Source organism: Streptacidiphilus monticola, from assembly GCF_042658505.1.
Taxonomy (GTDB): domain Bacteria; phylum Actinomycetota; class Actinomycetes; order Streptomycetales; family Streptomycetaceae; genus Streptacidiphilus; species Streptacidiphilus monticola.
This window is the reverse complement of record NZ_JBHSQJ010000006.1, coordinates 48,010-71,416: the sequence shown is the minus strand read 5'-3', so window position 1 is coordinate 71,416 and position 23,407 is coordinate 48,010. Positions and strand designations below refer to the sequence as shown.

20 protein-coding genes are annotated in these 23,407 nt (G+C 72.4%); 11 read left to right on the top strand and 9 right to left on the bottom strand.

Features of this window, described 5'->3' with window-relative positions:
- Positions 1–53: 53 nt before the first annotated feature.
- Positions 54–1,514 (bottom strand): MFS transporter, encoded by a 1,461-nt coding sequence (locus ACFP3V_RS01845; RefSeq protein ID WP_380578907.1) that lies wholly within the window; start codon positions 1,512–1,514, stop codon positions 54–56.
- Positions 1,515–1,612: 98 nt separating this feature from the next.
- On the opposite strand from ACFP3V_RS01845, the gene ACFP3V_RS01840 reads away from it, so the two are divergent.
- Both ACFP3V_RS01840 and ACFP3V_RS01835 read left to right on the top strand, forming a co-directional pair.
- Positions 1,613–2,329 carry a TetR/AcrR family transcriptional regulator gene (locus ACFP3V_RS01840; RefSeq protein WP_380578905.1) on the top strand — a complete coding sequence of 239 codons (717 nt, stop codon included), beginning with the start codon at positions 1,613–1,615 and terminating at the stop codon, positions 2,327–2,329.
- A gap of 122 nt (positions 2,330–2,451) precedes the next feature.
- On the top strand, positions 2,452–2,664 hold the full coding sequence (locus tag ACFP3V_RS01835) for a hypothetical protein (protein WP_380578903.1): 213 nt from the start codon (positions 2,452–2,454) through the stop codon (positions 2,662–2,664).
- Between the two features lie 39 nt (positions 2,665–2,703).
- On the opposite strand, the gene ACFP3V_RS01830 is transcribed toward ACFP3V_RS01835, so the two are convergent.
- From ACFP3V_RS01830 to ACFP3V_RS01810, 5 genes are all read right to left on the bottom strand, one after another.
- Positions 2,704–3,669, bottom strand: a complete 966-nt coding sequence (locus ACFP3V_RS01830; protein ID WP_380578901.1) for a cytochrome c oxidase assembly protein — start codon at positions 3,667–3,669, stop codon at positions 2,704–2,706.
- Between the two features lie 96 nt (positions 3,670–3,765).
- Entirely contained in the window at positions 3,766–4,761 is a 996-nt protein-coding gene (locus ACFP3V_RS01825) for a 2-hydroxyacid dehydrogenase (protein ID WP_380578899.1), read from the bottom strand.
- Between the two features lie 75 nt (positions 4,762–4,836).
- Positions 4,837–5,862, bottom strand: coding sequence for a 6-phosphofructokinase (locus ACFP3V_RS01820; RefSeq protein ID WP_380578897.1), 1,026 nt, complete (start codon positions 5,860–5,862; stop codon positions 4,837–4,839).
- A 217-nt stretch (positions 5,863–6,079) separates the two neighbouring features.
- Positions 6,080–6,808 carry a type 1 glutamine amidotransferase gene (locus ACFP3V_RS01815; protein ID WP_380578895.1) on the bottom strand — a complete coding sequence of 243 codons (729 nt, stop codon included), beginning with the start codon at positions 6,806–6,808 and terminating at the stop codon, positions 6,080–6,082.
- A gap of 11 nt (positions 6,809–6,819) precedes the next feature.
- Positions 6,820–8,076, bottom strand: coding sequence for a MurT ligase domain-containing protein (locus tag ACFP3V_RS01810; RefSeq protein ID WP_380578893.1), 1,257 nt, complete (start codon positions 8,074–8,076; stop codon positions 6,820–6,822).
- A gap of 121 nt (positions 8,077–8,197) precedes the next feature.
- Here ACFP3V_RS01810 and def point away from each other — a divergent pair, with 121 nt between their 5' ends.
- Positions 8,198–8,743 carry a peptide deformylase gene (def, locus tag ACFP3V_RS01805; RefSeq protein WP_380578891.1) on the top strand — a complete coding sequence of 182 codons (546 nt, stop codon included), beginning with the start codon at positions 8,198–8,200 and terminating at the stop codon, positions 8,741–8,743.
- A gap of 222 nt (positions 8,744–8,965) precedes the next feature.
- Here the strand turns inward: def and ACFP3V_RS01800 are convergent, their stop codons facing one another.
- Positions 8,966–9,559: a TetR family transcriptional regulator gene (locus ACFP3V_RS01800; RefSeq protein WP_380578888.1), complete on the bottom strand. Its 594-nt coding sequence runs from the start codon at positions 9,557–9,559 to the stop codon at positions 8,966–8,968.
- Positions 9,560–9,638: 79 nt separating this feature from the next.
- Between ACFP3V_RS01800 and ACFP3V_RS01795 the strand changes: the two genes are divergently transcribed.
- Both ACFP3V_RS01795 and metG read left to right on the top strand, forming a co-directional pair.
- The gene (locus ACFP3V_RS01795; protein ID WP_380578886.1) at positions 9,639–10,880 is read left to right on the top strand and encodes an acyl-CoA dehydrogenase family protein; all 1,242 of its coding nucleotides are present in this window, start codon (positions 9,639–9,641) and stop codon (positions 10,878–10,880) included.
- 187 nt (positions 10,881–11,067) lie between these two features.
- Entirely contained in the window at positions 11,068–12,591 is a 1,524-nt protein-coding gene (metG, locus tag ACFP3V_RS01790; protein WP_380578884.1) for a methionine--tRNA ligase, read from the top strand.
- On the opposite strand, the gene ACFP3V_RS01785 is transcribed toward metG, so the two are convergent.
- Entirely contained in the window at positions 12,588–14,645 is a 2,058-nt protein-coding gene (locus ACFP3V_RS01785; protein ID WP_380578882.1) for an FUSC family protein, read from the bottom strand. The two genes, metG and ACFP3V_RS01785, sit on opposite strands and share 4 nt — an antisense overlap.
- A gap of 776 nt (positions 14,646–15,421) precedes the next feature.
- Between ACFP3V_RS01785 and ACFP3V_RS01780 the strand changes: the two genes are divergently transcribed.
- The 4 genes from ACFP3V_RS01780 to ACFP3V_RS01765 are packed head-to-tail and all read left to right on the top strand — an operon-like array spanning position 15,422 to position 20,854.
- A complete protein-coding gene (locus ACFP3V_RS01780) occupies positions 15,422–17,140 on the top strand; it encodes an ABC transporter substrate-binding protein (RefSeq protein ID WP_380578880.1) in 1,719 nt (572 codons plus the stop codon).
- A 10-nt stretch (positions 17,141–17,150) separates the two neighbouring features.
- Complete coding sequence (locus tag ACFP3V_RS01775; protein ID WP_380578878.1) at positions 17,151–18,161, top strand: ABC transporter permease; 1,011 nt, start codon at positions 17,151–17,153, stop codon at positions 18,159–18,161.
- Positions 18,158–19,144 carry an ABC transporter permease gene (locus ACFP3V_RS01770; protein WP_380578876.1) on the top strand — a complete coding sequence of 329 codons (987 nt, stop codon included), beginning with the start codon at positions 18,158–18,160 and terminating at the stop codon, positions 19,142–19,144. The genes ACFP3V_RS01775 and ACFP3V_RS01770 overlap by 4 nt, the downstream gene beginning before the upstream one ends.
- A 9-nt stretch (positions 19,145–19,153) precedes the next feature.
- Complete coding sequence (locus ACFP3V_RS01765) at positions 19,154–20,854, top strand: dipeptide ABC transporter ATP-binding protein (RefSeq protein WP_465270086.1); 1,701 nt, start codon at positions 19,154–19,156, stop codon at positions 20,852–20,854.
- 216 nt (positions 20,855–21,070) lie between these two features.
- On the opposite strand, the gene ACFP3V_RS01760 is transcribed toward ACFP3V_RS01765, so the two are convergent.
- Positions 21,071–21,670: a histidine phosphatase family protein gene (locus tag ACFP3V_RS01760; RefSeq protein ID WP_380578872.1), complete on the bottom strand. Its 600-nt coding sequence runs from the start codon at positions 21,668–21,670 to the stop codon at positions 21,071–21,073.
- 78 nt (positions 21,671–21,748) lie between these two features.
- On the opposite strand from ACFP3V_RS01760, the gene ACFP3V_RS01755 reads away from it, so the two are divergent.
- Together ACFP3V_RS01755 and ACFP3V_RS01750 are read left to right on the top strand one after the other, a co-directional pair.
- Positions 21,749–22,552 carry a TIGR02452 family protein gene (locus ACFP3V_RS01755; protein WP_380578870.1) on the top strand — a complete coding sequence of 268 codons (804 nt, stop codon included), beginning with the start codon at positions 21,749–21,751 and terminating at the stop codon, positions 22,550–22,552.
- A complete protein-coding gene (locus ACFP3V_RS01750) occupies positions 22,549–23,391 on the top strand; it encodes a leucine-rich repeat domain-containing protein (protein ID WP_380578868.1) in 843 nt (280 codons plus the stop codon). Before ACFP3V_RS01755 ends, ACFP3V_RS01750 begins: the two co-directional genes overlap by 4 nt.
- The last annotated feature ends 16 nt before the right edge of the window (positions 23,392–23,407 follow it).

Here is a 23,407-nt window from a genome sequence, read left to right as displayed (position 1 = left end):
GTGCGGGCCGGACCTCCCCGAGTGGTGTGCTGGGCGCTGGGGGTGAGTGGGGCTTACCCGTGTGCCGAGTCCTTGCGCGGCATCCTGGGCAGGAGGAACGTGAGGCCGGCTGCTATGCCGAGCGCAGCGGCGGTGCAGGCGAGCGTCCACCCCGTCGCGTCGGTGAAGCCGTGGTGCGTGGCCCAGGAGAAGAAGCCCGTGCCGAGCGCGGCGACGCCGATCGAACCGCCCAGCTGCTGAACGGCGTTGAGGACGCCGGACGCGGAGCCGGTCTCGTGGTCGGCAACCCCGGCGAGGGCGATGTCGAAGAAGGGCGCCATCAGCAGGCCCATGCCGAAGCCGGTGACGGCCAGGGCCGGGATCAGCTCCCAGCTGTTGAGGCCGGTCCCGGCCTGGGCGAAGGTGAGCCAGAGGCCCAGCGAGCCAAGGATCATGACGACCAGTCCGGCGTGCATCACCCGGCGGCCGAACTTCGGGCCGAGCGCCGCCCCGCTGAGGCCCGCGCCCAGCGCGATGCCGAGCGAGAGCGGGATCATCGACAGGCCCGCGTGCTGGGCGGTCCACCCCAGGCCGAGCTGCATGGCCAGGGTGAGCGCCAGCATCAGTCCGCTCATCCCGGCGAAGAAGACCACGCCGACGGCCAGGGCCGAGGTGAAGCCGCGGTTGCGGAAGAGGCTGGGCTCGACGAGCGGGGATCCGCCGCGCTGCTTGAGCCGGCGCTGGTACCAGCCGAAGAGGGCGAGCAGCGGGACCGAGGCGGCCATCGACAGGTACGTCCACAGCGGCCAGCCCAGGTCGCGGCCCTGGACCAGCGGGTAGATCAGGGCCAGTGCGGCCAGGCTGAGCAGCAGCGAGCCCGGCAGGTCCAACCTGGTTGCCTCCGTGGTGCGTTGGTCACGCGGGAAGAGGCGGGAGCCGAGCAGGGCGGCGGCCAGGCCCAGCGGGAGGTTGATCAGGAAGACCATCCGCCAGCCGGTGCCCCAGAGGTTCGCGGTGACCAGGAAGCCGCCGACCGTCGGGCCGAGCACCGAGGACAGGCCCATGACCGGGCCGAAGGCGGCGAAGGCGCCGCCGATCTCGGCGGGCGGGAAGACGGAGCGCAGGATGCCGAAGCCCTGAGGGATCATCAGGGCCGCGAACAGGCCCTGTGCGGCCCGCGAGCCGATCAGCATGCCCGGACCGCCCGCCGCCGCGCACAGGGCGGAGCAGAGGGTGAAGCCGAGGGCGCCGATGACGAAGAGCCGCTTGCGTCCGTAGAGGTCGCCCATTCGGGCGCCGGTGATCAGCGCGACCGCGAAGGTGAGCGTGTAGGCGGCGGTGATCCACTGGATCTGCGCGGTGCTGCCGCCGAAGTCGCCGCGGATCGCGGGGGCGGCGACGTTGATGATCGTGGTGTCCAGCAGGTCCATGATCTCGGCCATCAGCACGACGGCCAGGGCCCACCAGCGCCAGCGGTAGCCAGGCGGTCGTTCCTGCTCCTGGGCTGCGGGTGAGGTGATCGCGTCGGTGGTCACAGGGATTCCCCCGGTTTCTCTCTCGTGAAGAACGCTGTTCGTTTGACGAACACCGTTCTAGCTAGCGAACGGCGTTCGTGTCAACTAGTCTTCTCGGCATGACGAGCAATCCCCCCTGGGCCTCCTTCTGGAGCGGCGAGGAGCAGCGCAGGCCACGCCGCCGGTCGCTCAGCCGCGAGGCGATCGTCGAGGCGGCCCTCACGGTCATCGACACCGAGGGCATGGACGCGCTGAACATGCGCCGCGTCGCCCAGGAGCTCGGCACCGGCGCCGCCTCGCTCTACGCCCACGTCTCCAACAAGGACGAGCTGATCGCGCTGGTCATGGAGCGCGTCGCCGCCGCGCTGCCCCGGCCGGAGCCAGAACCCGGGCGCTGGCGCGAGCAGTTGACGGAGTTTCTGATCGCGAGCCGGGACAACCTCGCGGCCCACGGCGACCTGGCCCGCGCCGCGCTGACGGCGAACATCCCGACCACCCCGGCGATGCTCGACTCCGCCGAGACGGTGCTGCGGCTGCTGCGGGCCGGCGGCTTCGACGACCAGGTGATCGCCTATGCCGTGGACCTGCTCGCCCTCTACGTCGTGGCGACCGCCTACGAGCAGGGCCTGCGCACCAGCCCCTGGCGCCAGGAGCAGGGCGATGCGGAGGCCTACATCGCAGGTATCCGGTCCTTCTTCTCCTCCCTCCCGCCGGACCGCTATCCCCTGGTCGTCGCCCTCGCTCCGCAGCTGACCAGGGCGGAGGGCGACGAGCGCTTCCAGTTCGGCCTGGACGTGATCCTGGACGGACTGGCCGCCCAGCAGGGCCGCTGGTAGCGTCGCGTCATACGCTACAGTCGCGTCATATCGCGTGTCCAGAAGCGAGTGTCAGAGTGGCGTCCCCGCGATCTCCAGCGCAAGCTGAACCCGTGGGGGCGCAGCCACGCGGGAGGAAAGCGATGCACGTCTACCAGATGCGCGCCGAGTACGCCGACGGCGTGTCGTCCGGGCCGGTCAGGTGGTGGCACATGGTCCGTGACAACGGCACCACCGCCCTGTGCGGGCGGGAGCTCGACGAGACCGCGGCCATCGTCTCCGACGAGCAGTGGGGCAAGACCGCCGAGCCTTTCTGCCACACCTGCGGTGCGCTGTACCTGCGTCAGGTCCCCTGAGCGGCCGGAGGGGGGCAGGGCCTGTCCGGCGGACGCGCCCTAGCGGGCCGATTGCCGCTGCAGCCGGGCCAGGTAGGCGTTGTACGCCTCCAGCTCCTGGTCGCCGTCGCGGTCGGCCGCGCGGTCCTTGCGGCGCGAGGCGCGCTCGTCCGAGCGGGCCCACTGGATGGTCACCGCGATCAGCACGAAGAAGGTCGGGATCTCCGAGAAGGCCCAGGCCAGACCGCCGGCCAGATGCTGGTCGCCGAGCGGGGAGATGCCCAGCGAGGCCGCGGGATGGGCGAAGGTCTTCACCATCAGCCCGGATGCCATCATGATCGCCACGCCGAAGAAGGCGTGGAAGGGCATCCCGACGAACAGCTCCAGGATGCGCATCACGTAGCCCGGGCGGTGCGGGCCGGGGTCCACGCCCATGATCGGCCAGAAGAACGCCAGTCCCACCAGCAGGAAGTGAACCATCATCAGCAGATGGCCCCACTGCGAGCGCATCAGGAAGTCGAAGAGCGGGGTGAAGTACAGCCCGTACAGGCTGGCGATGAACAGCGGAATGGTGAAGGCCGGGTGGGAGATCACCCGGACGTAGCGCGAGTGCAGGACGGCGACCAGCACCTCACGTGGACCCCGCCGCCCCTTGGCCGCCGGGCGCAGCGCCCGCAGCGCGAGCGTGATCGGGCCGCCGAGCAGCAGCAGGATCGGGCTGAGCATGGACAGCACCATGTGCTGCATCATGTGCGCGCTCAGCAGCACCATGCCGTACTGGCCCAGTCCGGTGCAGGTGACCAGCACCATCGTGGCCAGGCCGAGCACCCAGGCGACCGGGCGACCGACCGGCCACCTGTCGCCCCGGCGCCACAGCCGCACGCAGCCCGCGCCGTAGAGGACCAGCATCACCAGGCTGAGGACCAGGAAGCCCCAGTCGGCGGACGGGTGGAACGCGAGCGCCCGGCCGACGGTGAACGGCGGGAGGTCGTGCTCCATCCCCGGCATGCCCGGCATGTCGCCCATGGGCGGTTCCTGCTTCCTCGATGCTGCTGCGCTACCGCACCAGAGTAGAACCGCCCGATTCGTCCCCCGTGCAGCACCCCCCTGCCGGGCCGGGCCTCAGCGCGGGATCAGCGTGTTCTCACTGGTCCGCCCGGCCAGGTAGTCCTCGACGTTGCGCACCGTGGCGTCGATGATCTGGCCCACGGCCGTGCTGGTGAAGTAGGCCTGATGGCTCGTCACCAGGACCCGCGGGAAGGACATCAGCCGGGCCAGCGTGTCGTCGGCGATGCCCTCCAGGGACTTGTCGAAGAAGAAGAGGCCGGTCTCCTCCTCGTACACGTCCAGGCCCACGCCGCCGAGGCCGCCCCGGCGCAGCGCCTCGACCAGGGCCTGGGTGTCGATCAGTCCGCCGCGGCTGGAGTTGACCAGGATCGCGTCCGGCTTCATCCGGCGCAGCGCCGTGTCGTCGATCAGGTGGTGGGTGTCCGGCACCAGCGGGACGTGCAGGCTGATCAGGTCGGAGCGGCTGAGCAGCTCCTCGACCGAGGTGTAGCGCATGCCCAACTCGTCGCGGCAGACCGGGTTCTCGGCGATGTCCCAGCCCAGCAGCTCGGTGCCGAAGCCGTGGGCGATCCGGGCGAAGGCCTCGCCGATCTTGCCGGTGCCGACGACGCCGACGGTCATCCCGTGGATGTCCCGGCCCATCAGCCCGTCCAGCCGGAAGTCGAACTCGCGGGTGCGGTTGAAGGCGCGGGTGATCTTGCGGTTGACGGCCAGCGCCAGCGCCCAGGCGAACTCGGCCACCGCGTAGGGAGAGTAGTAGGAGACCCGGGCCACGGTCAGCCCCAGCTCGGCGGCGACCTCGAGGTCGATGTTGTTGAAGCCGGTGGACCGCTGCGCGATCATCCGGGTCTCGCCCTTGGCCAGCGCCCGCAGGGTGGCCGCGTCCAGTTGGGCGTTGACGCTGGTGCTGATCACCGGGTAGGCGGCCGCCAGAGGCGCGGTGTCGGAGTCCAGGAAGACCTCCAGGCACCGCACCTCGTGACGACCCGCGAACGCCGCTTCCAGCAGGGGCTTCTCGTCGGCCTGCACGCCGTACGCAAGGATCTCCATGAGCCCAAGCTAACGGGACGAACCGGACAGCGCCTGCCAGTTGGCGGTGTGTCAGACCGTGGTCGTGGCGACGGGTCAGATGACCGTCTCGGCCTCGGCGTAGCGGTCGGCCGGCACCGTCTTCAGCTCCGAGACGGCCTCGGCCAGCGGAACCAGGCTGATGTCCGTGCCGTGCAGGGCGGTGATGTGCCCGAACGCCCCCTTGTGCACCGCCTCCACCGCGTGCCAACCGAAGCGGGTGGCCAGCACCCGGTCGTAGGCGGTGGGGGTGCCGCCGCGCTGGACGTGGCCGAGGATGACCGGGCGCGCCTCCTTGCCGGTGCGGTGCTCCAGCTCGCGGGAGAGCTGCGTCGCCACGCCGGTGAACCGCTCGTGCCCGTACATGTCGATGGTGCCCTCCTCCCACGGCATGGTGTCCGGCTCCGGCTTGGCTCCCTCGGCGACGACGACGATGGCGAACTTCTTGCCGCGGTCGAAGCGCTCCTGGACCACCTCGGTCAGCTTGGAGATGTCGAAGGGCCGCTCCGGCACCACGATGGCGTGGGCGCCGGCCGCCATGCCCGAGTTCAGCGCGATCCAGCCGGTGTGACGCCCCATCACCTCGACGACCATGATCCGCTGGTGCGACTCGGCGGTGGTCTTCAGCCGGTCCAGCGCCTCGGTCGCCACCGAGACGGCGGTGTCGAAACCGAAGGTGACGTCGGTCGAGGCGATGTCGTTGTCGATCGTCTTCGGCACGCCGACGATCGGCAGGCCGGCGTCGGAGAGCAGCCGGGCGGCCTTGAGCGTGCCCTCGCCGCCGATCGGGATGACGCCGTCCAGGCCGAGGCTCTCGCACAGCTCCTTGGCGCGGGGCACGCCGTCGCGCAGCGACTGCGGCTGGACCCGGGTGGAGCCGAGGATGGTCCCGCCCTGGGCGAGGATGCCGGAGACGGAGTCGATCGTCAGCTCGCGGTAGGCGCCGTCGAGGAGACCGCGCCAGCCGTCCTCGAAACCGATGATCTCGTCTCCGTGGTCGACCACACCGCGGTGGACGATCGACCGGATGACGGCGTTCAGACCTGGGCAGTCCCCGCCGCTGGTCAGCACACCAATACGCATCGCTTTGCTACTCCCGAGCAGAACCGGACGACCGGAACGGAGTCCGACGGTCCGTCAGGCGCCGCTGGTGCGGCGGGCGGCTGAGGAAATCGGACAATGCGACCCTATCGTGACGATACGCGCCGCGGCATCCGGTCATGCCGAGGCGGGCGCGGACCGGCGGCCTTGGCGGCCCGCGCAGGAGGCTTGGGTGGGTGCGGAGTTGTGCGGGTGGGGCTCACGCCGGCTGCTGGGCCGCCGCGATGCGCTCCGCGCGCAACGCGTCGTACCAGGTGTTGTCCACCGGCGGGAGGGCGTTCACGTCGAGCGCGAGCTTGATCAGCAGGTCCGCCACGGCGGGGTTGCGCGCCATGATCGGGCCGTGCAGGTAGGTGCCGAAGACGGTGTCACGCCAGGCGCCTTCCGTGCCGTCGCCGGTGCCGTTGCCACCGCCGACGGAGACCTGGGCCAGCGGGGAAACGCCCTGGCCCAGGTGGGTGATGCCCTGGTGGTTCTCGAAACCGGTCAGGGAGGGCAGGCCCAGCCGGGGGTCGGGTTCGGCGAGGATGTCGCCGACGTTGCGGGCGCCCTCGCCGCGGGTGGACCACACGTCCAGCAGGCCCAGGCCGGGGGTGCGCTGGCCGCGGTCGTCGATGAACTCGTGGCCGAGGATCTGGTAGCCCGCGCAGACCGCGAAGACGATGGCGCCGTTGTCCACCGCCCGGGCCAGGCCCGGGTCCTGCCGCAGCCGCTCGCCCGCGAGCCGCTGCGGACGGTCCTCGCCGCCGCCGATCAGGTAGATGTCCCCGGAGGTCGGCACCGGCTGGTCCGAACGCACGTCGATCCGCTGCACGTCGAGCCCGCGCTGGCGGGCGCGCCGCTCGACGACCAGCACGTTGCCGCGGTCGCCGTAGGTGCTCAGCAGGTCGGGGTAGATCCAGACCAGGCGCAGGGCGCTGTCGCTCACCGGTCTCCCTCTCAGTTCTTGACGTCGCGTCGGAGCTGCTGGAACGCGGTGTAGTTGGCGATCGCCTCGATCCGCCCGGGCGGGGCCATGGCCACCGCCTGCTGGATCGTGTCCACCACCTGGAAGTGCACGCCGGCCACCTCCAGCCGCACCGCGAGGTCCAGCTTGCGCTGACCCATGACGAAGACCGGGTGGCCGACCAGCCGCTCGTAGTCCACGTCCCACAGCCAGGAGGTGTCGGTGCCGTCCGCGGACAGCGCGTTGACGGACAGGACCACCGGGGCCGGGGCCGGGTCGATCAGCGAGAAGGTCTCCAGCCAGCCGGCCGGGTTCTTCGCCAGCAGCAGCCGCACCTCGCGGCCGTTCAGCTCGACGGACTCGTAGCGTCCGGCCACCGCCTGGACCGCCTGCATCCGCTGCAGCGCGATCTGCGGGTGCACCCCGAAGACCGCCGCGACCGCGGCGGAGCTCGCCGCGTTGGCCAGGTTGGCCCGGCCCGGCAGCTGGAGCTGGATCGGCCAGTTGCCGCCCTGAGGATCCGTCACGAACGCGCCGTGGAGCGCCCAGTGGGGCTGCGGACGCCGGAAGCCGCACTGCGGGCAGAACCAGTCGTCCTCCGGACGCTGCATCACGCCGCCGCAGCTCGGGCAGGACCAGGCGTCCTCGCGGTAGGCCTGACCGGCGGCCACCCAGACCACCCGACGGCTGGAGGACGCCGCCCAGGTGACCAGCGGGTCGTCGGCATTGGCGATGATCACCGCGTCGCTGTGCTGCAGCGACTCGCGCCACTTCTCGGCCAGCATGCGGGTCTCGGAGGAGCGGTCCAGCTGGTCGCGGGAGAGGTTGAGCAGCGCCACCGCCTTGGGGCGGGTGTCCCGGGCGACCATGGGCAGGTACTTCTCGTCCACCTCGATCACGCCGAAGCGGGCGTCGGTGCCCCCCGCGAGCGCGGAGGTGATGCCGGCCGGCATGTTCGCGCCCAGCGCGTTGGAGACCACCGGGCCGGCGGCGCGCAGCGCCTCGGCGATCAGGCGGGTGGTCGTGGTCTTGCCGTTGGTGGCGGAGACCAGGACGACGTCGAGGTTCTCGGCGAGGGTCTTCAGCAGGTCGGGGTCGAGCTTGAGCGCGACGCGTCCGCCGATCACCGAACCGCTGCCTCGGCCGGCGGCACGGGAGACCGCGGCGGCGGCCTTGCCCGCCGTCACCGCGAGCTTGGCTCGCGCGGGCAGGGTCGCCGAAGGACCTGCCTGTTCGGGGTTGGCTGCCATCGGGGTTGGTTCCTCCTCCTCATGACGGCGCGGCTCGCCCGTAGCCTACCGGCACGCCCGGTTCCGCTGTCGTGTGTGGTCTGTTGATGAGACGAACGGGCCTCGGCTTAGAGTCTGCGCCATGGTCTCGCGGATTCCCGGCAGCGCCGGAACGGTTCACCGGGTCGTCCCCTGGGCGTCGGAGGTGCTGCGTACCCCCTGCGCCCCGGTGACCGAGTTCGGGGCGGAGCTGGACGCCTTGGTGGAGGACCTGTTCGCGACCATGTACGCGCAGGACGGGGTGGGCTTGGCGGCCAATCAGATCGGCGTGGCGACACGGGTGTTCGTCTACGACTGCCCCGACGACGAGGACGTCCGCCATCTGGGGTGTGTCGTCAACCCCGAACTCGCCGTCGCGGACGGCGTGGTGGTGGCGGGGGAGGAGGGCTGCCTGTCCCTGCCGGGGCTGAGGGCGCAGACACCCCGCTTCGACCGGGCGGTGGTGCGCGGCCAGGACCTGACGGGTGCTCCGATCGAGGTCGAGGGGACCGGCTTCTTCGCGCGGTGCCTGCAGCACGAGGTGGACCACGTGGACGGCTCCGCGTTCGTGCAGCGGCTCTCGGGCGCCAGGGCCTGGCGCGCGCAACGCGCCCTCCGTCGCGCCCCCTGGTACCAGCCACCCTGCTGAAGGGCCCCGTCAGGGGCGCGAGGCCGTGAACATGTGCGGCTCCGCCGCCTGGCGCGAGCAACCCACCACTCGGGGAGGTCCGGCCCCCTGTGCCGGACGAACCTCCGGGGGGTGGTGGGCCGGTCGCGGTGGGGGCACCTCCCGCCGTGGGGGCACCCCCGGCCGAAGGCTGGGGGAGGGTGGGGAGCCTCGCGCCCCTGAGGGCCCCTTCGGGGCCACGGGTCAGTGGGGCCTGTCGCCGGCGGCGGCGAGGCGGCCCCAGAGGAGGTCGGCCAGGATCTGGACCATCCGCTCGCGGGGGACGGGCTGGGTCTCCAGCCACCAGTCGCCCGCGGCCAGCACCATCCCGGTCATCGCGCGGCCCCAGGCCTCCGCGATCACCGGGGCCTCCGGCCCCAGGTCGAGCTCGTCGTAGACGGCCCGGCTCAGCTCGTCCGCGATCGCGCGCAGCGTGGGGGCCAGCGGGCCGGCCGGGGTGAGGCCCTCGGCGGTCGGGTCCGGATGGGTGAGGAAGCGGTAGATCTCCGGGCCCGCCTCGATCGCCGAGAGGTAGGTGTCGAGCACCGCCTCCACCCGTTCCCGCCGGCCCAGGGGCAGGGACAGCGCCGCGTTGATCGCGGCCAGCAGCGCGGTCGAGTGACGGTCCGCCAGGGCCTCGTAGAGCCCGTTCTTGTCGCCGAAGTGCCGGTACAGGATCGGCTTGGTGATCCCCGCCTCCGCCGCGATGGCGTTCATCGAGGCGCGCGGACCGTCGCGGCGCACGACGCGCTCCGCGGCGTCGAGCAGCTCCTTGCGGCGGTCGTCGCGGTCCGGCATTGACATTCCTTACTCGTCGGTAGCACTCTCTCTGGGCAGCAGGTTACCGCAGGTAACACCACCCAGGGAGGGACGGAAGATGAGCGGGTTCACCCTTGCGCCGAACGAGGACCAGATCGCGGTCCGGGACTGGCTCCACGGCTTCGCCCGGGACGTCATCCGCCCGGCCGCGGCCGAGTGGGACGAGCGCGAGGAGACGCCCTGGCCCATCCTCCAGGAAGCCGCGAAGGTCGGCATCTACTCGCTCGACTTCTTCGCCCAGCAGCAGTTCGACCCCACCGGCCTCGGCATCCCGATCGCCATGGAGGAGCTGTTCTGGGGCGACGCCGGCATCGGCCTGTCCATCGTGGGGAGCGCCCTGGCCGCCGTCGGGCTGGTCGCCAACGGCACGCCCGAGCAGGTGGGCACCTGGGCCCCGCTGATGTTCGGCACCCCCGACGACGTCAAGGTCGCCGCGTTCTGCTCCTCCGAGCCCGACGCCGGCTCCGACGTCGCCGCGATGCGCACCCGCGCCGTCTACGACGAGGCGGCGGACGAGTGGGTGCTCAACGGCACCAAGACCTGGGCCACCAACGGCGGCATCGCCCACGTCCACGTCGTCGTCGCCTCGGTGGACCCCGCGCTGGGGGCCAAGGGCCAGGCCTCGTTCATCGTGCCGCCGGGCACGCCCGGTCTGAGCCAGGGTCAGAAGTTCAAGAAGCACGGCATCCGCGCCTCGCACACCGCCGAGGTCGTCCTCGACAACGTGCGCGTCCCCGGCGACTGCCTGCTCGGCGGCAAGGAGAAGCTCGACGAGCGACTGGCCCGGGCCCGTGAGCGGGCGGCCGCGATCGCCCGCGGCGAGAAGGCCGAACAGGTGAAGAACGCGGCCATGGCCACCTTCGAGGCCTCCCGTCCGGCCGTCGGCGCGCAGGCCGTCGGCGTCGCGCGGGCCGCCTACGAGGTCGCCCTCGAGTACGCCAAGACCCGCGAGCAGTTCGGCCGCCCGATCATCGACAACCAGGGCATCGCGTTCACCCTGGCCGACATGGCGACCCGGATCGACGCCGCCCGGATGCTGGTCTGGCGGGCGTCCTGGATGGCCGCCAGCGGCCAGCAGTTCACCAGGGCCGAGGGCTCCATGTCCAAGCTCTACGCCGGGGAGACCGCCAAGTGGGTCACCGGGCAGGCGATCCAGATCCTCGGCGGCAACGGGTTCACCCGCGAGTACCCGGTCGAGCGGATGCACCGCGACGCCGCGATCTACACCATCTTCGAGGGGACCAGCGAGATCCAACGGCTCGTCATCTCCCGCGCCATCTCCGGCCTTCCGATCCGCTGAACCGGCCGGAGCACGTCGCACCCGGTGCTGTGGTAACTTGCTGCGCATGATCACCCCGTCGTCACGCCGCATGATGCCCCCGCACCGGGGCTGCTGAGCGACGACGTCGAGACACCGAGGCCCCGTACGCGGGGCCTTCCGTGTGTCCGGAGCGCCCCACCGACACCAGGGAGAGAGGCGCCCACCCATGAGCGGCGACGTGCAGCGCTACTTCGTCACCACGACCATCCCCTACGTCAACGCCCGCCCCCACCTGGGCTTCGCGCTCGAACTCGTGCAGGCCGACGTGCTCGCCCGGCACCGCAGGGCGCGTGGCGTGGAGGTCCGCTTCCTCAGCGGCACGGACGAGAACTCGCTGAAGAACGTGCTCGCCGCCGAGGCCGAGGGGGTCGCGGTGGCTGACCTGGTCGACCGCAACGCCGCCGCCTTCGAACAGCTGCGCGGACCGCTCGCGCTCTCCTTCGACGACTTCATCCGCACGAGCCGCGACCCGCGCCACCGGGTCGGCGTCGCCGAGCTGTGGCGCCGCTGCGCCGAGGCCGGGGACTTCTACCGGCAGGCCTACACCGGCCTCTACTGCGTCGGCTGCGAGTCCTTCTACACCGAGGACGAACTGGTGGGGGAGGGCGTCTGTCCGGAGCACCTGACGAGGCCTCAGACCGTCACCGAGGAGAACTGGTTCTTCCGGCTCTCGCGCTACCAGCGGCAGTTGGAGGAGGCCATCTCCGGGGGCCGGCTGCGCATCGAGCCGGAGTCGCGCCGCAACGAGGTGCTCGCGCTGGTGCGCGGCGGACTGCGCGACTTCTCGGTCTCCCGGTCGGTGGCGCGGGCCCGGGGGTGGGGCATCCCCGTTCCCGGTGACCCGGAGCAGGTCGTCTACGTGTGGTGGGACGCCCTCGGCAACTACGTCTCCAGCCTCGGGTTCGGCAGCGGCGACCCGGAGTTCGCGCGGTGGTGGGAGCAGAGCCGGGAGCGGGTCCACCTGGTCGGCAAGGGCGTGCTGCGGTTCCACGCCGTGTACTGGCCGGCCATGCTGCTCTCGGCCGGACTGCCGCTGCCGACGCGCGTGCTGGTGCACGACTACCTGACGGTGGACGGCCGCAAGATCAGCAAGTCGCTCGGCGGCGCCGCCGCCGACCCGGCGGAGCTGGTGCGGCGGTACGGCACGGACGCCGTGCGCTGGTGGCTGCTGCGCGAGGTGCCGCGCGTCGGCGACGCCGACTTCACCGAGGAGCGGCTGATCGCACGGGCGGACGCCGACCTGGCCGGCGGCTTCGGCAACCTGGTGCACCGGGTGGTGACCATGGTCCACCGCTACCGGGGCGGGGTCGTGCCGGAAGCCGCGCGGGTCACCACGGCGACGGCGGAACTGGGGGCGGTCTGCGCCCGCGCCTCGGGCCGGGTGGACGCCGCCCTCGACCGCTTCGACTACCGCGGCGCGGTGGCGGCCGTCTGGACCCTGGTGGAGGAGGCCAACCGCTGCATCGACCGCACCCGCCCCTGGGAGCTGGCCAAGGCCGGCCGCGACGGCGAACTGGACGCGGCACTGGCGGCGTTGGTGCGGGCCTGCCGGGAACTGGTCAAGGAGCTGGCCCCCTTCCTCCCGGGAGCGGCGGCGCGGCTGGCGGAACTGCTGGCCGCCGATCCGGCGACGGGCCGACTGCCCGTCTCCCGGCCGCCGTTCACCCGCCTGGGCCCGGACAAGTCCTAACGCAGCGTGTCCGCAAGGGAGTCGAAGGCCTCGGCCAGCAGGCCCGCGGCGCGGAGGGGGAGTGGCGGCGGCGCGTCGCCGGAGCGTTCCTCGGACCACTTCTCGTAGGCGGTCGCGAGCGGGGCGAAGTCCGGCGGCTGCCCCTGCCGGACCGCCTCCGCGGCCGCTGCCGTCGTCTCGCGCAGCACCTCCGCGAAAGCGGCCGCCTCCGGGACGGCGTCCGCCGGGTCGGTCGGAGTGTGCGCCTCCAGCAGCATGGTGGCCCGTCCGGTCGCGGCCAAGGCGCCGCGGGCGCGGGTGAGTTGGGACGGGCGCAGGCCGCGGTGGCGGACCGGTTCGGCCTCGGACTGCTGGGCTGAGGTCGCCAGCGCGGAGCGGGCCGTGCGGTAGGCGAGCAGGGTGCGGCGGAGGTCCTGGCGGGCGGCCGGGCCCGGCGTGGCGTAGGCCGTCATCGCGGCGGCGGCGTAGCGGCCGGCCGCCTCCACCTGGTCGGCCAGGCGCTCCGGGAGCCTGACGGTCTGCCAGGTCGGCCACAGCGCATAGCCGAGCAGGGCGAGGGACCCGCCGAGGAGGGTCTGGCCGACCCGCTCGAAAACCGTCTGCCAGAGCTGGGCGCCGTCCATCGAGAGCAGGAACACCACGTAGACGGAGATGAGGCCGCTCACCGCGAAGTACCCCGCGCGCAGCAGCCAGTAGGCCAGGCCGACGCTCACCACCGCCAGCACCCCGCACACCCAGGGGGCCGGGCGGGCGAGCACCATCACGGCGGTGCCGACGCCCACGCCGAGCACGGTCCCGACCAGGCGCGCCACACCGCGGCTGTACGTCTGGGAGAAGTCCGGCCGCATCACCATCATGGCCGTCAGCGGCGCCCAGTAGCCGTGCCCGAAGGGCAGCGCCCGGCCCAGGGCGTCCACGGCCGCGACCACCACCGAGCAGCGCACGGCGTGGCGCAGGATAGGAGAGTCCCAGGTCCAGTTGCGGCGCATCGAGCCGAAGGCGGTCGGCAGCAGTTCCAGCAGCGAGGGCCGGGCCAGGTGGCCCTGGGTCGGGTCGTGCTCGTCGGCCGGGGACTCCAGCGCGTCGTTGGTCTGGGCGAGCAGGCCGATCAGCCGCTGCGCCGCACGGCGCCCGGGCCCGGCGCGCAGTACCGGCCCGCCTGGCGGCAGGGCCAGCGCCTCCAGGACGCGGTCGGGCGCGGGGACCGGGTGGCCGGTGCGGATGGACCGCGCGGCGGCGTCGAGGATCTCGGCCGCCGCGGCCAGCAGTTCGCGGGCCCGGTCGCGTTCCGGCCCGTCCTCGGCGGCGCCGACCCTGGGGTCGGCGAGGGCGGCGAGCACGGGGCGCATGCGCTCGACGAGCGCCCGCATGCCGCCCAGGTCGGCCGGGCGCAGGCGCGCCTGACGGGGCGTCAGCGCGGCGGCCTCGCGGGCGACCATGAGCGGGTCCGGGTCGAAGCCGGCGAGCGGGTCGTGCCGGAGCCGCCGCGCGTAGTCCGCCATCGACGCGTAGGCGTCGGCCAGTGCGTCGCGCTGGCGTCCCCAGCGGCGGACCGGCACGAACTGCACCAGCGCGGCCTGGACGACGCCCCCGGCGGCGATGACGCCCGCATGGGCGGCGGCCTGGGGGATCGACACCGGCAGGGTCACCACGACCACCATGGCCGCGACGGTCATCGACGCCACGATGCCGGCGGTGGGCCCCATGCTCCACGCCATGCCCGCGCCGAAGGCCCAGAGGCCCAGCACGGCGAGGTAGCCGAGCTCGTGCGGGGCGGCGAGGTAGCCGACGAACACGGCGCAGGCGAGCCCGGCCGCGGCGGCGAGCGCGAGGAACGGCCTTGGCCGGTAGCTGCGTTGGAACGTCGCCATGCCCGCCATCTGCGCGCCCAGGGCGGCGGAGGTCGCGAGCCGCGGCCCGCCGATGGCCAGCGCCCCGAAGAGCACGACGGCCACCCCGACGGACGCGCGGAGCGCCGCCGCGGGCTCGTTGGTCTGCCGCTGCAGGGCGAGACCGGCGCGGAGACTGTGACGGAGGGAGTGCAGCCAGGGCATCGCCCTCACTCTAGGCCGCGGACGGCCCCCATCGACCCGCCCCTGTGCCTGACTCGCCGTCAGCCCCACGGCACCACCCTGCCAGGCCGCCGAAGGCGCTGGCCCGGGGCTCCGCCGGGTCGGCGGGTCGGCCCTGCCGTACCTGGTGGGCGGCGGCTTCGAGTGCTCCCGTCCCGTTAGGGTTCCGGGGGCGTCCTCACCGTGGGGGCGTGGCCCTGCGCGAAGGCTTCGGTGGCGCGGGCGGCCACCGCCCCGCGCGGAGTGCGGGGGCTTCGGGGAGCGGGACCCGTCCTCGCCCTCGCCCCCGGGCCCCTCCCCTCGCAAACCCGGTCCCCTCGTCCCGTGGCGCGTTCCAGCCGGAGCGTCGGGCGGCTCGTTGTCCGCATGGTGGAAGCGAACCGGGCGTCGCAGTCCTTGCGGCTCTTGGGGAGCGCTTCCCCCCACGGCGAAGCCGTCTCAGCATGTGACCGGGAACCGGGAGCGGCTTTGACTGCGGGTATTCACTCTGCATAAAGTTCCGGCCATGTCCACGCACCGCCGCCGCTCCCCGCAGTCGACCTTCGTTGTCGCACTGCTTGCCATGAGCGTGCACTGCGTGGGCGACGTCATCTGTTGTTGACGGCTCCCGCGGGTTGATCCTCCCCGCATTCATCGTTCGCCGGGCGCTCCGCGCCTGCGATTCCCCGTGTGCCTTGCCCATGGCGGCTGACGTGCCGTCATGTTCACCTCCCCGCGGGTGTCCTCCGGGCCCCGCATCCCTGTCCGAGGAAGACGCCATGCTTCGCCCTGCCCGAATAGCTGTATTCACCGTGTCCACCATCGCCGTCGGCTCCCTCCTCGCCGCCTGCGGCAGCGGGGGCGGTACCGGATCGAGCGCGGGCGGCTCGGCCGCCGGGGCCAAGGTGACCGCGGCGAACTGCACGGGCGGCACCCTCTACGTGCTCAACAAGAGCAAGTCCAGCTCCGGTTACGACCCCGCCGTGCTGTACACCTCCGGCGGCGGCGCGATCCCGCGCCTGCTCTTCCGTACCCTGACGACCCGTCAGAGCCAGCCGGGCGACGCCGGTACGAAGATCGTCCCGGACCTGGCCACCGACACCGGTGAGCCCAGCCAGAACGCCACCGTCTGGACCTACCACCTCAAGCCGGGGCTGAAGTACGCCGACGGCACCGCCATCACCTCGGCCGACATCAAGTATGCCGTCGAGCGCTCGTTCTCCTCCCAGCTCGCCGGCGGCCCGCCGTACCTGCGCGACTGGCTCGTCGGCGGCGAGAGCTACCAGGGCCCCTACGGCGCGGGCAGCCCCGAGCTGTCCTCGATCACCACGCCGGACGCGACGACGATCGTGTTCCACCTGCGCAAGTCCGAGGGCGACTTCCCCTACCTGGCCTCGCAGACCCAGTTCGCCCCCGTGCCCAAGGCCAAGGACACCGGCAAGGAGTACAACGCCGCTCCGGTGAGCTCCGGCCCCTACACCATCTCCTCCTTCACCAAGGGCAAGGAGTTGGACCTGGTCCGCAACACGTACTGGGACCGCTCGACCGACGCCCAGCGGCTGGCCTGCCCCGACAACATCAAGATCAGCCTGGGGCTGTCCGCCACCGTGATCAACCAGCGGCTCAGCGCCTCGGTCGGCAACGACGCGGACGCGATCACCACCGACACGATCCTGGACGCCGCCACGCTCGCCAAGGTCGCGGGCAACCCGTCCGTCAAGAAGCGCGTGGCCACCGGCTACTTCGCGGACACCACCTACCTCGCCTTCAACACCAAGAAGAAGCCCTTCGACAACCAGCTGGTGCGCGAGGCCTTCTCCTACGCCGTCGACCGCACCGCCGTCGTCAACGCCGAGGGCGGCAGCTCCCTGGCCGCGGCCACCACCACCTTCCTGCCCGCCAGCCTCAAGGCCGCGCACCAGGACTACGACTGGTTCCCGGCCGGCCGGACCGGCAACCCGGACAAGGCCAAGCAGCTGCTGGCGCAGGCCGGTTACCCCAACGGCATCACCGTCTCCCTCGCCTACGACAACGCCGACCCGGCCGCCGCCACCGCGCTGCAGCAGGCATACGCCAAGGCCGGCATCACCATCAAGCTCAACCCGATCGACGACTCCGCCTTCTCCAGCGTCGTCAACACCCCAGCCACCCAGCCCGAGTTGGCGCTGACCAGCTGGGGCGCCGACTGGCCCTCCGGCGCGCCGTTCCTGAGCCCGATCTACGACGGCCGCCAGATCGTGACCGGCGGCGGCAACTGGAACCTGGCCCAGTACAACGACGCCGGGGTGAACGCGCAGATCGACGCGATCAACAAGATCACCGACTACGCGACCGCGCAGCAGAAGTGGGGCGAACTCGACGCGCAGATCGGCAAGCTGGCGCTGAACGTCCCGCTCTACTCCGAGATCGACTCGGCGCTGTACGGCAGCAAGGTCAAGAACACCTACGTCGACCAGTGGCGCGGCTGGTACGACATCGCCTCCGTCTCGGTCAAGTGAGCAGCGGACGATGACGACCGTTCAGCCGGCGGCCCCCCTCGCGGGGGCCGCCCCTGACGACGAGGCCGCCCCGGCGAGCACCCGCTCGCCGAGCGGCCCCGCCGCCGTCTGGGCCCGGCTCTGGTCGCGGCGCTCCGCGCGCGCCGCGCTGGCCGTGATCGCCCTGATGGTGCTCGCCGCCGTGCTCGCCCCGGTGCTGGCGCACCTGGAGGGGCAGAGCCCGAACACCTTCCACGACGAGCTGCTCGACTCCGCCACCGGAGGCAGCCCCAACGGGGCCTTCGGCGGCATCAGCGGCAGCCACTGGCTGGGCGTCGAACCGACCACCGGCCGCGACCTGTTCGCCCGGCTCGTCTACGGCGCGCAGATCTCGCTGGCCGTCGCCTTCGGCGCGACGCTCGGGCAGCTGGTGATCGGCGTCTCCGTCGGCCTCGGCGCGGGGCTGGGCGGTCGCTTCACCGACAACGCGCTGGGCCGCTTCACCGACCTGGCCCTCTCCTTCCCCAGCCTGTTCTTCTCCATCGCGCTGATCGCGGTGGTGCCGGACTCGTTCCCGCGCCCGGTGCTGCTCTGCCTGGTGGTGGCCTTCTTCGGCTGGGCCCCGATGGCGCGCATCGTGCGCGCGGAGACGCTGGTGCTGCGCGAGCGCGAGTACGTGGCCGCCTCCCTCCTTGCGGGGGCCGGCAGTTGGCGGCTGGCCCGGCGCGAGATCCTGCCCGGGCTGGCCGCGCCGATCGCCACCTACACCGCGCTGATGCTGCCCGCCAACATGGTCATGGAGGCCGGGCTCTCCTTCCTCGGCCTGGGCGTCAAGCCGCCCACCTCCTCCTGGGGGCAGATGCTCTCCGGGGCCACCACCTGGTTCCAGGTCGACCCCGTCTACGTGCTGATCCCGGCGCTGACCCTGCTCGCCGCCGTACTCGCCTTCACCACTCTGGGCGAGTCGCTGCGCTGGGCGCTCGACCCGAAGAACGCCGGTCTGGAGGCGCTCGAACCGCGCGGGAAGAAGGGACAGAAGTGATCCGCTTCCTCGGCCGCCGCGCGCTCGGCGCGGCCCTCGTGCTCCTGGTCATGGCCGCGCTGGTGTACGCGCTCTTCTACGCCATGCCCGGCGACCCGGCCGTGCTCGCCTGCGGCAAGGGCTGCACCGCTCCCCAACTCGAGGCCGTGCGGCACTCCCTGGGCACCGACCGGCCGGTCTACGAGCAGTTCTGGTCCTTCCTGACCGGCGTCTTCGCCGGGCACTCCTACAGCACCGGCCCGACGACCGTCTGGTGCTCCGCGCCCTGCCTCGGCTACTCCTTCCAGGGCAACGAGCCGGTGACGCAGATGCTGCTGGACCGGCTGCCGGTGGACGTCTCGCTGACGCTCGGTGCGGCGGTGCTCTGGCTCGCCCTCGGCATCGGCACCGGCCTGTTCGCCGCGCTCAAGCCCGGCGGCCTGCGCGACCGGATCACCAACACCCTGATGCTGACGCTGGGTTCGGCCCCCGTCTTCGTCGTCGCGCTGCTGCTCCTGCTCGGCGCCTGCGTGTGGCTGCAGATCCTGCCGTTCCCGACCTACGTGGCCTTCACCGACAGCCCCGGACAGTGGGCCGAGAACATGCTGCTGCCCTGGATGGCCATCGCGCTGGTGATGGCGGCCACCTACTCGCGGCTGGCCCGCGCCGGCGTGCTGGAGGCGATGAGCCTCGACCACATCCGCACCCTGCGCGCCTACGGCTGGAGCGAGCGCCGCATCGTCACCCGCCACGCCGTGCGCGGCGCGCTGCCCACGCTCGCCACCATGGCGGCGCTGGACATCGGCGGGGTGATGTCGGGCGCGGTCTTCACCGAGTCGATGTTCGGCCTGCCCGGGCTCGGCAAGCTCGCCGTCGAGTCCGCCACCACCATCGACCTGCCGGTCATCTGCGGCATCACGCTGCTGGCGGGCGCGCTGGTGATCGTCGCGAACGCGGTCGCCGACGTGCTGTACGCGGCGCTCGACCCGCGCGTCCGGATCTGAGGGAACGTCATGAGGAAGTCACAGTCAGGCACGTCAGAGACGGTCACGACAGAGACGGTCACGACAGAGACGGTCACGTCGGGGGCGGTCAGGCCGGAGACGGTTCCGTCGGGGCCGGTCACGCCGGGGACGGCCACGTCGGACAAGGTGCTCCAGGTCGAGGACCTGAGCATCGCGTTCCCCGGAGGGGCGGTCGCGCTCCAGGGCCTGAGCTTCGACCTGGCGGCCGGTCGGACCCTGGGCCTGGTGGGCGAGTCCGGTTCCGGGAAGTCCGCGGCCGCGCTCGCCCTGCTGGGCCTGCACCGGGGCGGACCGGCCGAGGTCACCGGCGCGATCCGGCTGCTCGGGGAGCGGCCGGTCGAGGTCAACAGTGCCACCGAGGAGCAGCTCCGCCGCATCCGCGGCAAGGAGCTGGCCATGGTCTTCCAGGAACCGCTGACCTCACTCGACCCCTACACCAGGGTCGGCCGTCAGATCGCGGCCGTGCACCGGCTGCACACCGGCTCGGACCGGGCGGCGGCGCAGGCGGCGGCCCGACAGGCGCTGGAGCGGGTCGGCATCGACCCGAAGACCTTCTACCGCTCCTACCCGCACGAGTTCTCCGGCGGCATGCGCCAGCGCGCCCTCATCGCGATGGCCCTGGTGCTGCGGCCCCGGGTGCTGGTCGCGGACGAGCCGACGACGGCGCTGGACGTCACGGTGCAGGCCCAGATCCTGCGCCTGCTGGACGAGTTGCGCCAGGAGACCGGCATGGGGCTGATCCTCATCAGCCACGACCTGGGCGTCGTCTCCGGGATCGCCGACGAGGTCCTGGTGCTGCGGCGCGGCGAGACCGTCGAGCACGGTCCCACTCGGCAGGTGCTGGGCGCGCCCGCGCACCCCTACACGCGGGCCCTGCTGGACGCGGTGCCCCGGCTGGACACCCCGCTGGAGGAGCCGGTCACCGGGGGCGAAGCCCTGGTCCGGGTCGAGGACCTGACGGTGCGTTTCGGCTCCGTGCGGGCCCTGGACGGGGTGTCGCTGGAGATCCGGGCGGGCGAGTCGCTGGGCGTGGTGGGGGAGTCGGGCAGTGGCAAGTCCACGCTCGGGCGGACCCTGGTGCGCCTGCAGGAGCCGACGTCGGGACGGGTGACCTACCAGGGCGAGGACATCGCCCGGTGGCGCGGCAGCGAGCTGCGGGCGAAGCGGCGGGACCTGCAGATGGTCTTCCAGGACCCCGGCTCGTCGCTCAACCCCCGGCGCTCGGTGGGGGATTCGATCGTCGAGCCGCTGCGGATCCGCGGCGAGCGGGACCGGGTGAAGCTGCGGGCGGAGGCGGAGCGCCTGTTGGAGGTGGTGGGCCTGCCGGCCGCTGTGCACGACAGGTACCCGCACCAGCTCTCCGGCGGCCAGCGCCAGCGCGCCGCGATCGCGCGGGCGCTGAGCACGAGCCCGCGGGTGCTGGTGTGCGACGAGGCGGTCTCCGCGCTCGACGTGACGACGCAGGCCCAGGTGGTCGACCTGCTCAACCGGCTGCGCCGGGAGCTTGGCATCAGCCTGGTGTTCATCGCCCACGACCTCGCGGTGGTGCGGGAGTTGTCCGACCGCGTGGCGGTGATGCGGGCGGGCCGGATCGTCGAGACGCTGGCGGCGGCGGATCTGACGGCTGCTCAGCAGCCGTACACGCGGGCGCTGATCGATGCCGTCCCGGCGGTGGCCGTCCCCGCGTAGTGCCCCGTCAGGGGGCCTTTCGGGGGCGCGAGGCTGCGAACATGTGCGGCTCCGCCGCGAGGATCCTCCACCCTTCGGCGGGAGGTGCCCGAAGGGTGGGGATCCCCGCGCCCCTGAAAAGGTGCCTTTTCGATCATGCTGAACAAGGGGCACAAGTCATGCCGGAGCCGGAGGCCGGGAGCCCCACTGCGGGACCGCGAAAACCGTAACGGGGCGTCAGCGGGGTTGTTCGTTCCAGGAGGCGATGACCCAGCGGCTGTGTTCCGTGCTCAGCCTGCTGATCGTTCCCGTGGCCAGTTGGAACAGCGCGCCGTCGCGGGGCGGGAGTCCCAATCTCCGGGCGGTGAGGACGCGCAGGAAGTGGGCGTGGGCGACCAGCACCACATCCCCGCCGCGCCCGTTCGCCAGCGCGGCCTCCGCCTTGGCGATGACCCGGTCCGCACGCCTGCCGACCTGCTCCGGGGACTCCCCGGGGTGGCCCTCGGGTCCGCTGGGGACGCCGTCCGTCCACAGGTCCCAGCTCGGGCGGTCGCGGTGGATGTCCCGGGTGGTGACGCCCTCGTACGCGCCGTAGTCCCACTCCATCAGGTCCGGGTCGGTCACGACGGGGTCGAGGCCGGCCAGCTTCGCGGTCTCCTGCGCGCGGGCCAGGGGGCTCGCCGCGGCCCAGCAGACCTTGTGCTCGGCCAGCAGCGGGGCCAGCGCCTGGGCCTGGGCCCTGCCCCTCTCGGTGAGGGGCAGGTCGGTCCAACTGGTGTGCTGTCCCGACAGGCTCCACTCCGTCTCGCCGTGCCGGACCAGGATCAGGTCACCCATCGCAGCGCACTCCCTTCGCGATCACGCTAGCGGATAACCGCTCGACGCCCCCGCCTATGCCCTCCTACCGTGCGGCAGGTGAGTTCACGACTGCGTCACGTCGCCCAGCAGAACGCCGGTATCGAGGAGGCGGGCCGCTACACCGCCGCCGACGGGAGCGAGGTGGTGATCCGCGAACTGCTCGCGGCGGCCCTCGCCGGGACGGTCCTGCACCAGCCGGAGGAGGGGCTGCGCCCGCCGCGGACGGACCTGGAACCCGTCGTCGAGGTCACCGCGGAAGGCAGCCTGGACGCCGCGCGTCGGCTCGGCGCCGGGGCCGCGGTGCTCAACTTCGCCTCCGCCCGCAACCCCGGCGGCGGCTACCTCGGCGGGGCCCGGGCGCAGGAGGAGGATCTGTGCCGGCACGCGCTGCTCCACCCGACGCTGCTCCGGGCGCCCGAGTACTACGCCGCGCACCGCGCCTCCGACGACCTCCGCTACAGCGACCGGGTGATCTGGTCGCCGGGCGTCCCCATCCACCGCGGCCCGGACGGCGGGCTGCTGGCCCGGCCCGTCCTCGCGGACTTCCTCACCTGCCCCGCGCCCAACGCCGGGGAGCTGCTGCGCCGCGAGCCCGACGCCGGTCCGAGCGTCGACGCCGTCCTGCGCCGCCGTGCCGGACGGGTCCTGGCGGTGGCCGCGCACCACGGGGCGACCCGTCTCGTGCTCGGCGCCTGGGGCTGCGGGGTCTTCCGCAACGACCCTGCCGCCGTCGCGGACGCCTTCGGAGAGCAGCTCGACGGACCCTTCGCGGGGGCGTTCGAGCACGTGGTCTTCGCGGTGTGGGACCGGGCCGAGCCCTCCGCCAACCGCACCGCCTTCGAGCGACGGTTCGGCGCGTGAGCGAACTCTGGCTGGACGGCCAGGACTTGACGGTGATCGCGCCCCAGCTGCTGGGTCCGGAGCTCACCGTCCTGTCCGCCTACCGCAACCGGTTGACGCAGTTCCCGGCCGCCCTGCCCTCGGGGCTGCGCGTGCTCAACCTGGCGGACAACCTCATCGGCCAGGTCCCGGAAACCCTGGGGCGGTTGCGGCAGCTGCACACGCTCGACCTCGGCCACAACCGGATCTCCGCCCTCCCTGACGCCATCGGGGACCTGCACGGGCTGAGCCGCTACCTCTACCTCAGCGACAACCGGCTGACCGAACTTCCCGCCGCGCTCACCCGGCTCTCCCGACTGGGCTACCTCGGCGCGACGGACAACCGACTGGCGTCCCTTCCTGCCGACTTCGGCGCCCTGGCCGCGCTGCACGAGCTGCGCCTGTACCGCAACCGCCTGACCGCCCTGCCCCGCTCCTTCGGCCGACTGGCCCGACTGCGCGAGGCCCACCTGATGGAGAACCGGCTGGAGACGCTGCCCGACACCATCGGCGGCCTCACCGAGCTGCGCGAGCTGCGGCTGATGGACAACCAGGTGCGTGAACTGCCGGACGGCATCGGCGCGTTGGCCCGGCTGCGGCTGCTGGACCTGCGCAACAACCGGCTCGGCCGGCTGCCGGACGCCGTCGCGGGGCTGCGCTCCCTCACCCATCTCGATCTGCGCGACAACGGACTGCACGCCTTGCCCGAGGCCCTCGCGGACCTCCCGCTGGAGAAGCTGGACCTGCGCTGGAACCGCCTCGAGTGGGAGCCGCACTGGCTCGCCGACCTGGAACGACGCGGCTGCGTCGTGCTCCGCTGACGGGACCTGCCGGACC

What these genes read in the sequence shown, in the direction of transcription:
- metG (WP_380578884.1), top strand. Translation starts at nt 11,068, where the DNA reads ATGAGCGGCGACGTGCAGCGCTACTTCGTCACCACGACCATCCCCTAC.
- def (WP_380578891.1), top strand. Translation starts at nt 8,198, where the DNA reads ATGGTCTCGCGGATTCCCGGCAGCGCCGGAACGGTTCACCGGGTCGTC.
- ACFP3V_RS01760 (WP_380578872.1), bottom strand. Translation starts at nt 21,670, where the DNA reads ATGGGTGACCTGATCCTGGTCCGGCACGGCGAGACGGAGTGGAGCCTG.
- ACFP3V_RS01840 (WP_380578905.1), top strand. Translation starts at nt 1,613, where the DNA reads ATGACGAGCAATCCCCCCTGGGCCTCCTTCTGGAGCGGCGAGGAGCAG.
- ACFP3V_RS01785 (WP_380578882.1), bottom strand. Translation starts at nt 14,645, where the DNA reads ATGCCCTGGCTGCACTCCCTCCGTCACAGTCTCCGCGCCGGTCTCGCC.
- ACFP3V_RS01830 (WP_380578901.1), bottom strand. Translation starts at nt 3,669, where the DNA reads ATGGGCGACATGCCGGGCATGCCGGGGATGGAGCACGACCTCCCGCCG.
- ACFP3V_RS01765 (WP_465270086.1), top strand. Translation starts at nt 19,154, where the DNA reads ATGAGGAAGTCACAGTCAGGCACGTCAGAGACGGTCACGACAGAGACG.
- ACFP3V_RS01825 (WP_380578899.1), bottom strand. Translation starts at nt 4,761, where the DNA reads ATGGAGATCCTTGCGTACGGCGTGCAGGCCGACGAGAAGCCCCTGCTG.
- ACFP3V_RS01795 (WP_380578886.1), top strand. Translation starts at nt 9,639, where the DNA reads ATGAGCGGGTTCACCCTTGCGCCGAACGAGGACCAGATCGCGGTCCGG.
- ACFP3V_RS01800 (WP_380578888.1), bottom strand. Translation starts at nt 9,559, where the DNA reads ATGCCGGACCGCGACGACCGCCGCAAGGAGCTGCTCGACGCCGCGGAG.
- ACFP3V_RS01780 (WP_380578880.1), top strand. Translation starts at nt 15,422, where the DNA reads ATGCTTCGCCCTGCCCGAATAGCTGTATTCACCGTGTCCACCATCGCC.
- ACFP3V_RS01810 (WP_380578893.1), bottom strand. Translation starts at nt 8,076, where the DNA reads ATGGCAGCCAACCCCGAACAGGCAGGTCCTTCGGCGACCCTGCCCGCG.
- ACFP3V_RS01820 (WP_380578897.1), bottom strand. Translation starts at nt 5,862, where the DNA reads ATGCGTATTGGTGTGCTGACCAGCGGCGGGGACTGCCCAGGTCTGAAC.
- ACFP3V_RS01835 (WP_380578903.1), top strand. Translation starts at nt 2,452, where the DNA reads ATGCACGTCTACCAGATGCGCGCCGAGTACGCCGACGGCGTGTCGTCC.
- ACFP3V_RS01775 (WP_380578878.1), top strand. Translation starts at nt 17,151, where the DNA reads ATGACGACCGTTCAGCCGGCGGCCCCCCTCGCGGGGGCCGCCCCTGAC.